Raw genomic sequence first — 12834 nt, 5'->3', positions numbered from 1 at the left:
AGCGGCAGGGGCGAGATCGCGAACCGCTACCGATTCGTGTCCGTCGGGCCCTCCCACCCGACGCGCCGCGGCGTCGCGCGAAAGTCGTTCGTGTGGCTCACCGTTCAGGTGGCGGCGTGGCGGACGATCCAGTCGACGAGCGTGTTGGTCTCACGCCAGTCCTTACGGACGCGGTCGACGAGTGTCGGGGTGTGGATGACCTCGTCGAAGCCGTAGTCGCGGCCGGCGAAGAGCGACTTGTGGCGCAGGAGTTCGATGCGCGGGTGATCGGCGTCGTAGCCGCGGGGAGCGGTCTTCAGGCGGTCGCCGCCGATCTCCCATCCGGCCTTGGCGAGTTTGCGGACGATGCGCTCGAGTTCGGGTCCGTGCCGGTCGTGGTCGATGGCCTTGCGCAGCTCGGCGAGCCGTGCCGGCCCGGCCTCGTAGAAACCGGCACCGACCCGGACGCCGGGTGCACCGATCTGGATGTAGTACCCGGTGGCCGGTGCCACCGCAACGAATGCACCCTGGTGCGTCTTGTACGGCGACTTGTCCTTGGAGAAGCGCACGTCGCGGTACGGGCGGAACAGTTTGGCGGCGCCGAACTCGTCGGCGAGTTCTTCGGTGAGCGCCGTCATCGGTTCCGCGACCGCGGTGCGATAGATCTCTTTGTGCTGCTCCCAGAAGAACTTCGAGTTGTCGATCTCGAGATCGTCGTAGAAGTCGAGAGCGGCTTCGGGGAATCCGTCGAAGCTCATGGCATTCCTGTCGTCGCGGCGCCGGACCCGTTCCGGCGGCGGTGAGGTCGTTCGTCGATGTGCTCGGCGTATCCTCGCGTGGTGAACTCCTCGCCGTCGACGCGCACGCGTGCCTCGTAACCGGAGATGTAACCCCGTCCGATCGCGAATCGCGGTGGACAGTCGTATGTTCCGACGACCGAGATGCCGCTGCAACCGAACTCGAAGACGCGGGGGAGGAGTTGCTCGTTCCCGTGTGAGTCGACGGTGGGGGTGTCGTCCGTCTCGAGGATGCGGTGGTAACCCTCATGCACCTTGTGATCGACTGTGCCGTCGAGTGATCGACGGATGACGTTGGTCTCGACGATGCTTCCGGAGACCCCCAGCTGGGTGAACAGGATCTGGCGTTCACCGGGTAGGTCGACGACGTGATAACTGAACCACTCCAGCGGGATCTGGCGGTTCGTGGCCCGGCGGAGCACGACGTAGGGACTGATGGATCGCGCGTACTCGAGGTTCCCCATTCCAGAGATCTCGGTCGTCGCACCGCGGTGCGTCACCTGACCCCGGTAGCGTCCCACGTGGCCGAGATGCTGCCAGACAGGCGATTTCACGAACCGGGTGGGGTTGGGCCGACACGTCATCGTCAGCGTTGCGTCCAGGTCGCCGGCATGGATACGGATGTCGAACTCCGGATGCGTCCCGGTGATCGACGCCAGTGTGCCGAACTCCGCGCGGTCCGGGGCGAACCGCCCGTCGCGTCGGATGGAGAGCACCTCACGCACGTAGGCGCTGTCGGCCCCGCTCGACGCGGAGGCGACGACGATGTCCTGCGGGTCGTCGGGGGTGGCCTCCTGCGGGAAGTCGAAGGCGTGGAGGCCGGTCATGCCGGCCATCACCATCAGGCTCAGGTACCGGTGTGGGTCGGGCAAGGACGGCAACATGAGGCCGTAGTGGCTCCACCCGAAGCGGCCCGGCAGCTCGGTGTGCGGCAGGAGATCGAGCGATCCGTCGAACGGTTTCTGTGACGCGCGGTGCGCGGCGTCGGTGAAGTGGCGGGCCACCGCCAGCGCTGGTCGCACAGCGGCCGGAGGGCGCGAGCGGTACACGTGCCGACTGTCGCCGTTCATCACCGGCCGTCCGGTCCCGGGTCGAGGCGTCCGAACCCGACGACGCCGCCATCCGACCGCCAGTCCAGTTCATGTACCCGGATCTTGCGCATCTCGTTGCCCCCGACCGTCGTGGCCTCGTCGCCGTCGACCCCGACCACGATGTTGGTGTGTTGGCCCAGGGCCGACGACCGGTCGTAGAGCACGACGTCGCCCACGCGGGGCGTGTAGTCACCGACCGGCTCGAAACGTCGGGTGTCCTCGAAATACTCCTGCAGGGTGAACACTCCCGGAATCCGCCAGTGCCCCGAGTGGGGGTTGGCGAACGGTGTCCCGGCCTCGCGCATGATCCAGCTGACGAAGTTCGCGCACCACGGTTCGTCGACGCCTTCGGAGTAGAACGGCCCCGGACGCTGCGCGGCGTGCTCGGCGCGGAGCAACTCGACGATCTGGTTCTGCGTCGGCGTCAGTTGGGTGGCGTCGACCTGGGGAAATTCCGCGGTGTCCCACGGTAGCCACCGCTCGGGGACGGTGCGCCAGGCGATCGCACCGGCGCCCAGCAGCAGGGCCACGACGACCGCTGCGGCGACGGCGATCGGTCGGCGTCGACGACGGGGCGGGCGTTCGAGGAGGTCCCTGCATTTCACGAGGTCCCCGCTTTTCACGAGGTCCCCGCTTTTCACGAGGTCACTGGCCGAGTCGGGTCTCATCTCGACGAGTGTAAGGACCCACACATGGTGCGGTGCCGCGCCGAGCGTCGGCTGTTGGCAGAATGGCGGACTGGCGGGGGCTGCGAACCACGACCGTGAGACGAACGGGGCGGAAGACGACATGACTGACGAACCGGGGCACGAGCCGATCCTGCGTGCCGGGGACACCTGTCGGGAGATCGCCACCGCCGACCGCGTCGCCTGCATCGTCGATGCGGCGGACTACTTCCTACACGCCAAGTCGGCGCTGCTACAGGCTCGACGCCGAGTCATCCTGATCGGCTGGGATGTCGACACCCGCATCAGCCTGGACCCACGGTCACCGGAGGGAGAGGTCCCAGACCGTCTCGGCGAGTTCCTCAAATGGCTCGGCGCCAACCGGCCGGGCCTCGAGATCTACGTGCTGCGCTGGAGCACGGGTGCCTTCACCGGGCTGCTGCGCGGTGTGGCGCCGCCGTTCGTCCAGGACCTGCTGACCGGGCGTCGACTGCATTTCCGGATCGATGCCGCCCATCCGGTGTCGGCCGCACATCACCAGAAGATCGCCGTCATCGACGATCAGTTCGCGTTCTGCGGTGGCATCGACATGACAGTCGACCGCTGGGATACTTCGGAACATCTCTCGCACAACGACTTCCGTCGCGACCCTGACGGCGAACCGCATGGTCCGTGGCATGACGTGACGGTTGCGCTCGACGGGGATGCGGCACGTGCCGTCGCGGGTGTCGCCGTCGACCGTTGGGAAGCGGCGACCGGTGAACGTCTGGCGCCACTCGTCGACACCGACGGTCCCGACATCTGGCCCGAGGATCTCGGGGTCACGTTCACCGACTGCGAGGTCGGGGTCGCCCGCACCATCCCGCACTACAACGATCGTGACGAGGTCGACGAGATCCGCCGGCTCTACAAGGCGGCCTTCGCGGCTGCGCGGCGCACGATCTACATCGAGAGCCAGTACCTGGCGGCCCGCGAGATCGCAGACGCACTGGCCGAACGACTCGCCGAACCCGACGGCCCGGAGATCGTCGTGGTCCTTCCACGGCACGCCGACAGCCCGGTCGAACGGCTGGCCATGGACGGCGCACGGCACAAACTGCTCCGGATGCTGTGGCGTGCCGACGTCCACGACCGGTTCCGCGCCTACTACCCGGTGACCTCGGAAGGCGACGAGATCTACGTGCACGCCAAGGTGCTCGTCATCGACGACATCCTGCTGCGCGTCGGTTCGTCCAATCTCAACAATCGATCGCTGGGTTTCGACAGTGAATGCGACGTGGCGATCGAGGCCCGCCGCGACCACCCCGACGATGCGCGCATCCGCGTCAACATCACGTCGATGCGGACCCGGCTGCTGTCGGAACACCTCGGCGTCGATGCCGAGGTCTTCGACGACGCTGTGCGAGAGAAGGATTCGCTGGTCGGCGCGATCGAGGCGCTGGCCACCCCGGGCCGCACACTCGAACTTTTCGACCGTGAGGTCATCGATGACGAGGCCTCGATCATCGCCGAGAACGAGCTCGTCGACCCGGAGGACGCGAGCACCCCGCTGGTCGAACGGGTCTACCGCAGTGTGCTCCGGCGGGGAGCCGGAAAACGTCTGACGCGCTTGACTTCCACGCGCTGAAATCCGTCCCTGCGACGAGACGCCGACGCTGCCGACGTGCGAGGAGCGCCAGCGGCCAGGCACCACCGCTCCCTGAGGTGCGAGGAGCGCCAGCGGCCGGTCACCACCGCTCCCTGAGGTGCGAGGAGCGCCAGCGACCGGTCACCACCGCTCCCTGAGGTGCGAGGAGCGCCAGCGACCGGTCACCACCGCTCCCTGAGGTGCGAGGAGCGCCAGCGGCCAGGCGCCACCGCTCCCTGAGGCGTGAGGAGCGCCAGCGACGAGCCACGAAGGGCTGGTGACGGTGCGTTGCAGGCCCTGGCTCACTCCCGGATTCGCGCGGCTTCGATGGCCGGGGCGATGATCTCGGCGAGGTCGGCCGCGACGTCGCGGTTGCCTTCCGGCGGCATCGCGACGAAGCTCAGCGCCATGCGGGTGATCGCGCGCGAGATCCGCTCGATGTCGGAATCAGGCATGGTCAACCATGTCGACTCGCGAAATGCCTGCGACAGTCGCTCGCTCGCAGTGGCGATGATCGGCGCCACGTCGGTCGTGATGAGTTTCATCAGATCCGGCTTGGCCTCGCCGGACAGCAGTGACGCGATCAGGGGATCGGTGGCCACGCCGGTGAAGTACTCGGTGAACGCAGTGCGCAGCGCGCCGGTGACATCGCCGACGTGGTCGGCGAGAGATTCGGCGACATGCCCTGCGAAGCGGTTCGCCAACCTGACCGCATATCCCTGTGCCAGGCCGTATCTCGACCCGAACTCGTTGTAGACGGTTTGTCGGCTCACACCGGTGGCGGCGGCGACATCCGACATGCGGATCGCCGACCAGTCGCGCTCAGTCAGAAGGTCGTGCAACCCGTCGAGTAACGAGCTGCGCAGCAGCGACTCGCTGTCCTGCCCGTGATTACGTGTCGTCATCCTGCCGCGCCGACCGGCACCCGCGCGTTCGAGATCTCGGCGCGCAGTGCACTCCCGCCCCCGGCGTCAACGGCGCTACCGGTGTCGACATCAACGTCGAAGCGCACGGCCGTCGCCGGCCACCCGTTCATCTGGATGTTGCGGCTGTGCTGCATGGACCACGCAAGCGGGACGCGCGGGAGTGGGGTCGCGGGACCAGGAGCGAGTCCGAGGTCGGTGGCGATGGTCATGGCCACCAGTTTGCCGTGCTCGGTGGTGGTGGGCCACTGCCCGGCACCTGTCGGCTCACCGGGACGGACGGTCGCCGGGCCAGGCACTGATCAAGACAATGGGCGTTGTCTATACAAAAGTTTCGGTTTGTAAAGTACCCTTCTGCAAAGAAGATCCCTCGCGCGTTTCTGTCGGGGGAGGGCGCGAGGGATCTTCCTGGGGGAACTCCGGGGCGGCGGGGGAAAGGGCCGCGTCCGGAATCGAGGGGAGCTACCCCTCTGTCATGGGGTGTTGATCCAGTTCAGGATCGACTGTGCGGTGGCGGGATCGCCGTTGCTGATGCCGATTGCCGCACCGATGGCAGCGCCGACCCCGGCGCCCCAGATGCAACCGACGATGACGAGGCAGCCGATGATCAGGCCGGTGAGCGCACCGATTGCAGTGGTCACGTTGCCGCCGCGGTTCCAGCCGTTGTTGATGTGCCAGATCATCTGTTGATACGCGCGATCCTTCTTCGCCGACGCGGGACGAACGCCCGCCGCGATCGCGGTGCGAGCCTCCGGCGTGAGGATCGGGGTGAAGGTCGCCTGGGTGCGATCGGCGCTGACCTGCGTGCGCAGCGGCACCGTCGCCCCGTTGAGGGGCAGGGTCAGGGCGACGCGTTCGAGCAGCCGCCCGTTCGGGTCGACGACCCGCAGCTCGCTCCCGGCCGATACGAAGGTGGCGTTCCGCAGGCTCGACGTGATGGAGGTGCCGTCCGCGGAGGCGATCGACAAGTGTGAGGGCGCTGCAGGTGCCGGCGCGCCATGGGCAGTGCCGAACGAGATCGTGAGCACGGCGATGGCCGACGCCGTGATGCCGAACAGGCGGAAACGCTTCATCGGTCGCTCTCCACTTCGTCGTCTGCATGTGGTCGTTGCCGTCGCCGCGATGACCACACCCGGCCACCTAGTGGGCTCCGAGCGCTTTGTCGGGTTCGAGCGGTGTGATTGTTGCACCGTTCCGATCGCGCATGTGCATGTCCGATTCCATTTGGTATGAACGGATGACGTCCAAACATGTGGACCATGTGATCGAGGGAAGCGTCCCGAGGATGGCGCGAGGACCAGCTGTACTGACCCGGGCCGGTCGAGATCGATTGGCATGAGGTTCGAATGGTCGGTGAGTCGTAGCATGGAGGAGTGGGTTTCGCCGTCCCGCCCGAGGCGTACGGACGCTTCATGGGCCGCTACGCCGATCCGCTCGCCGAGGTCTTCACCGCCTTCGCGGGGGTCGGTGCCGATTCGGATGTCCTCGACGTCGGGTGTGGCCCCGGGGCGCTGACCTCCCACGTGCTGACACTGGGTGCTGCTGTGAGCGCGATCGATCCGTCCCCGCCCTTCGTCGATGCCTGTCGCGAACGATTTCCCGACGTTGACGTGCGCCGTGGTACTGCCGAGCAATTACCCTACGACACAGGCGAATTCACCCACGTACTCGCGCAGTTGGTGGTTCATTTCATGACGGACCCGGTTCGCGGTCTCGCGCAGATGGCACGCGTGACACGTCCGGGCGGGACCGTCGCGGCCTGCGTGTGGGACGGGCCGACCGGAGCGCTCGCCCCGTTCTGGGATGCGGTACACGTGCTCGAGCCGGACGCCCGGGATGAGGCGCTGCTGTCCGGCGCGCACCGTGGTCATCTCACGGAACTCTTCGCGATGGCCGGACTGCGGAGCGTCGTCGAGGAGCCGATCACCGTCGACGTTGTCCATCCGAGTTTCGAGGAGTGGTGGGAGCCCTACACTTTCGGCATCGGTCCGGCGGGCGAGTATGTGCAGTCGCTCGACGCCACCGATCGAAGCGAACTCGAGGCGGTGGCGCGGAAGCGTCTCGGCGACGGGCGGTTCATCGTCTCGGCCACTGCGTGGGCCGCACGCGGGACGGTCTGAGCGCGAGGCGGGTCAGTCGTCGGACGACGGGCGCATACCCGCCAACAGGATGGACACCAGGCGCGGCACGAGGTTCGGGGTCACTGCCGCGACGGCCTCGGGCTGAGGGCGTGTGATGAGGCCGATCCCGACGATCAGCTCGAGTGCGTCGAGGTCGTCGCGGACCAGTTCTGCGTTCTTGGCCGAACCGAGCAGTTCGTCGACGCGGGCCAGGGTCTGGGTCTGGGTGGTGCGGACCGCAGCGGTCACGTACTCGGCCAACGCTGCAGACAGGGCGCCGAGATCCAACTCGACGAGCCGATTCACGAACGCCGTCCACGCGGCGTCGGGTGCGGTGGTGATCTGGGTGAGACCCTCGTCGGCGGCGCGCCCGATGTCGTTCAGGATCGCGAGCGCCACTTCGTCAGCGAGCGCATGCCGGGACTCGAAGTTGCGATAGAGCGTGGCGATCCCCACCCCGGCAGCCTCGGCGAGGGTCTCGAGTGCGACACCGCCGCCCTGTGCCGCGAACAGTCGACGGGCCTCTTTGACGATCGCCTGACGACGGCGCGCTGCATCTGCTCGCATGTCCACGTCCTCTCGACCCCGTGACTCGTCCGTCACATCGGTGTTGACAGCCCCAGTCTAACCGGAGGACTATCATCCACTAGATAGCGGAGGAAAAGCATCCGGTTTAGGTCTGGAGGACGTTCGATGACATCCACGGAGATGGGAATCACGGCGAATGAGGAGAAGGTTGCCTCGGGAAAGAAGACGCCGCCGGCCATGGTGATGCTGGTGGGCCTGACCGCCGGTTTAGGCGTCATCCTCATCCTCCTGCTGATGGTCTTCATCCTGCCGTCGCTGAAGAGCGGTGCCCACGATCTGCGGGTCGGTGTGGTCGGTGCGCCGGCCGCGGTCAGTTCGTTCGAGCGAAGCCTGGCCACGGCGGCTCCCGACGCGTACGAGCCACAGCGCTACGACTCGGAGGCCGGGTTGCGAGACGCGATCGAGCACCGTGAGGTGGTCGGCGGTTTCGTGGTCGACGAGGCGGGTGTCCACACCCTGGTTGCCAGCGCAGGCTCGGCGTCGATCAGCGGGAGCCTCACCGGTACCGCGCAGGCGGTCGGGCAGGCAACTGGTGAGAAGGTGACGGTCGAGGACGTCGTCCCGCTGCCCGAGGGCGACCCCACCGGCATCGGCATCGGCGGTCTCGCGTTCCCGCTCGTGTTCGGCGGTATCGTGCCGGTCGTCGCGTTCCGGAAGATCTTCCCGCGAAGCAACGGCTGGTACCTGACAGGTCTGATCACCTTCTCGGCCGTCGGTGGCTTCGTGGTCGCAAGCATGCTCACCTTCGGGTTCGGCAGCATCGAGACGGGACTGTGGTCCACGACGTTCTGGGCCGTCGCCGGTTCGATCGCGCTCGGGATCGCCGCCCTGGCCATTCCGCTCGCGGGCCTGCAGAATGCGTTCGGTGCCAAGGGTTTCACCATCGGCGCGATGGTCATGATGTTCCTCGGCAACCCGCTGGCCGGTATCGCCGGTTCGGCTGCATGGCTGCCGTCCGGGTTGGGTACCGTCGGCCAGATCCTGCCGCCGGGTGCGGCCGGAACCCTGGTCCGCTCGGCCGCCTACTTCGGCGGAGCCGGCGGTCTCACCGCCGGTCTGACCCTTGTCACCTGGATCGTCGTCGGTCTGGTGCTGTTCGTCACGGGAATGCGACGTGCCGCCGTGTCGACACCCGAGGCCGGCGAGCTCGCCAGCTAGGCTTCGATGGCGCGAATCCGGGCGTCGAGTGACGAGCAGACGGTGATCCGGCTCAACCGCGACACCCTCTACAGTTTCGCCGTCGTCGACCTCGCCGAGCCTGCCGTCCTCACGCTGCCCGACGCGGGCGAGCGCTATGTCTCCGCGATGATCGTGAACGAGGACCACTATGTCGGCGGTGTTCTCCACGCTGCGGGCGAGCACACGCTGACGCAGGAACAGTACGGATCGCGGTATGTCCTCGTCGCCGTGCGGATCCTGGTCGATCCGACCGATGCTGCCGACGTTGCCGTGGTGGGCGAGCTGCAGAATCAGGTGACCATCACGTCGGGGTCTGCGGAGGCGTTCGTCTCGCCGGACTACGACACCGCCAGCCTCGACGCGACCCGCAACGCCCTGTTGGAGCTGGCCAAGGGGCTCGACTCGTTCGACCGCACCTTCGGCACCCGCGAGGAGGTCGACCCGGTGCGCCACCTCATCGGGTGCGCCGCGGGTTGGGGCGGACTTCCGACCTCGGAGGCGACCTACGTCGGCGTCGACCCCGCCTCCGGACTGGATCCGTATGACGTTGTGCCCGGTTTCCGGGCACAACGTCATACGCATGTCACCCGCGCGGGTACGCCGCGGCGAGGAGTCGGAGTCATGGTGTAGAGCGGCTCCGCCCGGCGATCGTATCTCGGGGCACCAAGGGTCTCGATAGTTGTATCGGGGAAATTTGCGCGCGCCACAGTCACTTTCGCGGATACTGCTCAGATGATGCTGTCTCAGCGAATTCGCACTCGGTCGAGGCGCATCGGTGCTGTCTGTGTCGCGATGCTGGTATTCGCGGGCCTGCTCGTCGCAACTGCGGGCACCGCCGAGGCGGCGCCGAACTGGCGATACACAATGGTGGCGTTCTCCAACACCAGTTCCCGTCACATGGACGTGTACCAGTCCACGGATGCGAGCCGGTTTCGGCCGCTCCGCTTTGGTGCTTACCGTCCGCCATCAGGCGTGGTGCGCGATCCAAGCATCTTCCACGGTGCGGACGGCTGGTACTACGTCGCCTATACGACCGGCCGGAACACCATCGGGTTCGCGCGGAGCCGGGATCGTGTGAACTGGGCGTTCATGCACGACTACCCGGTTCCATTGTGTTGCGCTTTCCTGCCCGGCACGGGCGATGGCAAGGGAGTGTTCGGCTCCTCGTCGGGGTCGTTGTCGTTCGGGTCGGCCGGTTCGAGCGACGGACCGTCGCTGTCGCCCTTCACCACCAAGGCGTGGGCGCCGGAGTTCTTCGTCGAGGGTGGTCGCGTCAACATCATCCTGTCGATGTCGACGGGCGGAGGGTTCGTGCCCTACGTGATGACGGCGCTCGAACCCGGCCTGCGACTGTGGAGTCCGCCGGTGCCGATCCTCGGCCTCGGTGCGGACCACATCGACACGACCGTGGTGAAGGTCGGCTCCACGTGCCACGCGTTCACGAAAAACGAGACGAAGAAGGTCATCGAACACGCGGTCGCGAAGTCGCTGACCGGTCCCTACCGGTTCGTCCCGATGCGGAGTTTCGGTCGCTTCGTCGAAGGCATGGCGCTGGTCAAACTCCCGAACGGCAACTGGCGCATGTACGTCGACGCGTACAAGCAGCGCCGGTACTTCTACTCCGACAGCAGCGACGGGCTGTCGTCGTGGAGTTCGGCGAAAGAACTGCCCGGGCTCTCCGGATCGGTCCGCCACTTCGGGGTGATCCGGGAGCCCGCCTAGGTCGACCCGAGCAGATTGACCGCATTGGCGACGACGAGGCTCAGCACGACGATCGACAGGATCGACTGCGCGGCCATCGCGAGCTTCATCCACCGGGCGAGTGGCAGCACGTCGGTGGGGCTGAATGCCGTCGCGTTGGTGAGAGCGAGGTACAGATAGTCGAAGAACACGGGTCGCCACCCTGCTGGTGCGAGAGTCGGCTCGATCTGTTGAGGAAAGGCGAGATCCGGATGCCGTCGTGGGTGCAGATGCCTGTTGACGGGGCCGCCGCCGTCGAGCTCCCAGTACAGGAACCCGAAGGCCAGAACGGTCTGCATCCACACGAGCGCACCCGAGAGAAGCAGCTCGTTGGCCACCGTCGTGTCCGGATTGCCGTGCAGCAGATCCCACACCAACCGGCCGGCCGCCCAAGCTGCCCCCGCGGCGATCACGACGACCAACGCGATCGACAGTGCCCGCACCCAGCGTCCGGGTCGGTCTATGCGGCCCGGGTCGACGATGACCAAGGCCAGCAGGACCGCACCTTCGATGGCGGGCAGGAGCCAGCTGGTACCCGCTGCATAGCGTGAGGGCAGCAGGAACGGTATGAGCATCGAGAGGAGCACGAATGCCGAGGCTGTCCAGCGTCGTTCGGCGCGCGGACGCTCGCCCGACGGAGCGTTTTCGTCATCGCTCATCGTCCGTGTCTTCCTCGCGTGGCCCGAGCATGGATGGGACGGATCAAGGCTCCCATTCCCTGTGTGGCTGGTTGTGCGCTTCCGCCGACAGCGTCACCGGCAGGGTGTTCGTACCGGCGGTGTGGCCGATGGACGACCAGGGCTTCGCCCGGTCCCCGAACACTTTCGAGAACGAGAGTTCGGCGGTGCCGGGCAACGTGTCGGGACCACATCGCGATGTGCTGCCACCGGTGGGCGGCAGGAGTGCCTCACGAAAGCGGCCCCGCGACACGTTCGACGAAAAGCGTTGACGATCCATACTCGGGCGGTACTGTGTGGAACATCACATAGTGGCCGGAGGGATCGCCATGATAAATGCAGAGATCAACGCAATCCATCACAGTATCCAGGCGCTGCGCCATCAGCTGGTGACCCTGAAGGCTCGCTACGGTGACGCCGACAGTGTCCGCCGGATGGTCAACGATCTCGACCGTCTCGACATCGATCTGCACGACTTCGAGCAGCATCCGCCGAAGGTGAAGCCGCAGCAGAAGCCGGGCCAGGCCCGGGTCTACGTGCCGGACAGCAAGTCCGACGAGTCGGCGTGGCTCGGTGCCCAGGACGAAGGGCTCGGGTTCCACTCGCGCGAGCGGACGAAGTGAGCGCGCCCGCGGCTGAGCGGGAATCACCCGGGGTCTTCTCCCCGAGACGGGCGCGCCTGACGGCGCGCACCCTCCGGACAGACCGATGGTGGCTGTCGCCGTTGCTGACGGTCATCGGTCTCTCGGCGTTCGTCATCTATGCGACCGTGCGATCGTTCGTCCGGAGTGCCTACTACGTCGCGGATTATCACTACCTCACGCCGTTCTACTCGCCGTGTCTGAGCGAGTCGTGCGTGCCCGGATCGAGTCATTTCGGGACGCCGTTCCCGGAACTCCCGATGTGGATTCCGCTGGCGTTCCTCACGTTGCCGTTCCTCCTCGGGTTCCGGTTGACCTGCTACTACTACCGCAAGGCCTACTATCGGTCGATCTGGTTGTCCCCGCCGGCATGCGCCGTCGCCGAACCCCACACCAAGTACACGGGGGAGACGCGGCTGCCGCTGATCATCCAGAACTCGCACCGGTACTTCTTCTATGCGGCCGTGGTCATCTCGGTGATCAACAGTTACGACGTCATCGTCTCGTTCCACGCCAAGGACGGCGGATTCGGTCTGGGGCTGGGCAATGTGATCCTCGTGGTCAACGTGGTTCTGCTCTGGGTCTATACGGTGTCCTGCCATTCGTGTCGGCACGTGACCGGCGGCCGGCTCAAGCATTTCTCGAATCATCCGGTGCGGTACTGGATCTGGACCCAGGTCTCCAAGTTGAACACCCGGCACATGCAGTTCGCCTGGATCACGCTCGGCACACTCGTGCTCACCGACTTCTACATCATGCTGGTGGCCAGCAACACCATCTCTGATCTGAGGTTCGTGGGTTGATCGA

Annotated in this window: 15 protein-coding genes; 7 read left to right on the top strand and 8 right to left on the bottom strand. The window is 66.4% G+C overall.

Annotated features, from left to right (window positions below):
• Positions 1-104: 104 nt before the first annotated feature.
• The 3 genes from C5O27_RS17705 to C5O27_RS17695 are packed head-to-tail and all read right to left on the bottom strand — an operon-like array spanning position 105 to position 2535.
• Entirely contained in the window at positions 105-737 is a 633-nt protein-coding gene (locus C5O27_RS17705; RefSeq protein WP_127963268.1) for a DUF2461 domain-containing protein, read from the bottom strand.
• Positions 734-1825 (bottom strand): DUF6670 family protein, encoded by a 1092-nt coding sequence (locus tag C5O27_RS17700; RefSeq protein WP_244216537.1) that lies wholly within the window; start codon positions 1823-1825, stop codon positions 734-736. Before C5O27_RS17700 ends, C5O27_RS17705 begins: the two co-directional genes overlap by 4 nt.
• Before the next feature lie 20 nt (positions 1826-1845).
• A complete protein-coding gene (locus tag C5O27_RS17695) occupies positions 1846-2535 on the bottom strand; it encodes a CHAP domain-containing protein (RefSeq protein ID WP_244216536.1) in 690 nt (229 codons plus the stop codon).
• Positions 2536-2656: 121 nt separating this feature from the next.
• Here C5O27_RS17695 and C5O27_RS17690 point away from each other — a divergent pair, with 121 nt between their 5' ends.
• Positions 2657-4159 (top strand): phospholipase D-like domain-containing protein, encoded by a 1503-nt coding sequence (locus tag C5O27_RS17690; RefSeq protein ID WP_127963266.1) that lies wholly within the window; start codon positions 2657-2659, stop codon positions 4157-4159.
• A 302-nt stretch (positions 4160-4461) separates the two neighbouring features.
• Here C5O27_RS17690 and C5O27_RS17685 read toward each other — a convergent pair whose 3' ends face one another.
• From C5O27_RS17685 to C5O27_RS17675, 3 genes are all read right to left on the bottom strand, one after another.
• On the bottom strand, positions 4462-5064 hold the full coding sequence (locus tag C5O27_RS17685; protein WP_127963265.1) for a TetR family transcriptional regulator: 603 nt from the start codon (positions 5062-5064) through the stop codon (positions 4462-4464).
• On the bottom strand, positions 5061-5381 hold the full coding sequence (locus C5O27_RS17680) for a hypothetical protein (RefSeq protein WP_006357489.1): 321 nt from the start codon (positions 5379-5381) through the stop codon (positions 5061-5063). Before C5O27_RS17680 ends, C5O27_RS17685 begins: the two co-directional genes overlap by 4 nt.
• A gap of 174 nt (positions 5382-5555) precedes the next feature.
• A complete protein-coding gene (locus C5O27_RS17675) occupies positions 5556-6155 on the bottom strand; it encodes a DUF8020 domain-containing protein (protein WP_006357488.1) in 600 nt (199 codons plus the stop codon).
• A 300-nt stretch (positions 6156-6455) separates the two neighbouring features.
• On the opposite strand from C5O27_RS17675, the gene C5O27_RS17670 reads away from it, so the two are divergent.
• Positions 6456-7202 (top strand): class I SAM-dependent methyltransferase, encoded by a 747-nt coding sequence (locus C5O27_RS17670; RefSeq protein WP_006357487.1) that lies wholly within the window; start codon positions 6456-6458, stop codon positions 7200-7202.
• Positions 7203-7214: 12 nt separating this feature from the next.
• Here the strand turns inward: C5O27_RS17670 and C5O27_RS17665 are convergent, their stop codons facing one another.
• Positions 7215-7769, bottom strand: a complete 555-nt coding sequence (locus C5O27_RS17665) for a TetR/AcrR family transcriptional regulator (RefSeq protein WP_040003981.1) — start codon at positions 7767-7769, stop codon at positions 7215-7217.
• A gap of 126 nt (positions 7770-7895) precedes the next feature.
• Here C5O27_RS17665 and C5O27_RS17660 point away from each other — a divergent pair, with 126 nt between their 5' ends.
• The 3 genes from C5O27_RS17660 to C5O27_RS17650 all read left to right on the top strand — a co-directional run bounded on the left by C5O27_RS17660 (position 7896) and on the right by C5O27_RS17650 (position 10691).
• Positions 7896-8948 (top strand): ABC transporter permease, encoded by a 1053-nt coding sequence (locus tag C5O27_RS17660; RefSeq protein ID WP_127963264.1) that lies wholly within the window; start codon positions 7896-7898, stop codon positions 8946-8948.
• A gap of 6 nt (positions 8949-8954) precedes the next feature.
• The gene (locus C5O27_RS17655) at positions 8955-9599 is read left to right on the top strand and encodes a DUF1254 domain-containing protein (protein WP_425269574.1); all 645 of its coding nucleotides are present in this window, start codon (positions 8955-8957) and stop codon (positions 9597-9599) included.
• Between the two features lie 102 nt (positions 9600-9701).
• The gene (locus C5O27_RS17650) at positions 9702-10691 is read left to right on the top strand and encodes a glycoside hydrolase family protein (RefSeq protein WP_127963263.1); all 990 of its coding nucleotides are present in this window, start codon (positions 9702-9704) and stop codon (positions 10689-10691) included.
• Here C5O27_RS17650 and C5O27_RS17645 read toward each other — a convergent pair.
• Positions 10688-11368 carry a DUF1345 domain-containing protein gene (locus C5O27_RS17645; RefSeq protein ID WP_127963262.1) on the bottom strand — a complete coding sequence of 227 codons (681 nt, stop codon included), beginning with the start codon at positions 11366-11368 and terminating at the stop codon, positions 10688-10690. The two genes, C5O27_RS17650 and C5O27_RS17645, sit on opposite strands and share 4 nt — an antisense overlap.
• Positions 11369-11715: 347 nt before the next feature.
• On the opposite strand from C5O27_RS17645, the gene C5O27_RS17640 reads away from it, so the two are divergent.
• Together C5O27_RS17640 and C5O27_RS17635 are read left to right on the top strand one after the other, a co-directional pair.
• A complete protein-coding gene (locus tag C5O27_RS17640) occupies positions 11716-12009 on the top strand; it encodes a hypothetical protein (RefSeq protein WP_006360008.1) in 294 nt (97 codons plus the stop codon).
• Positions 12006-12830, top strand: coding sequence for a hypothetical protein (locus C5O27_RS17635; RefSeq protein WP_040004307.1), 825 nt, complete (start codon positions 12006-12008; stop codon positions 12828-12830). Before C5O27_RS17640 ends, C5O27_RS17635 begins: the two co-directional genes overlap by 4 nt.
• Positions 12831-12834: the final 4 nt, after the last annotated feature.

The organism is Gordonia alkanivorans, from assembly GCF_004011905.1.
GTDB lineage: Bacteria > Actinomycetota > Actinomycetes > Mycobacteriales > Mycobacteriaceae > Gordonia > Gordonia alkanivorans.
Note: the sequence above shows the minus strand (reverse complement) of the source record. Positions and strands in the feature narration are given on the sequence as shown.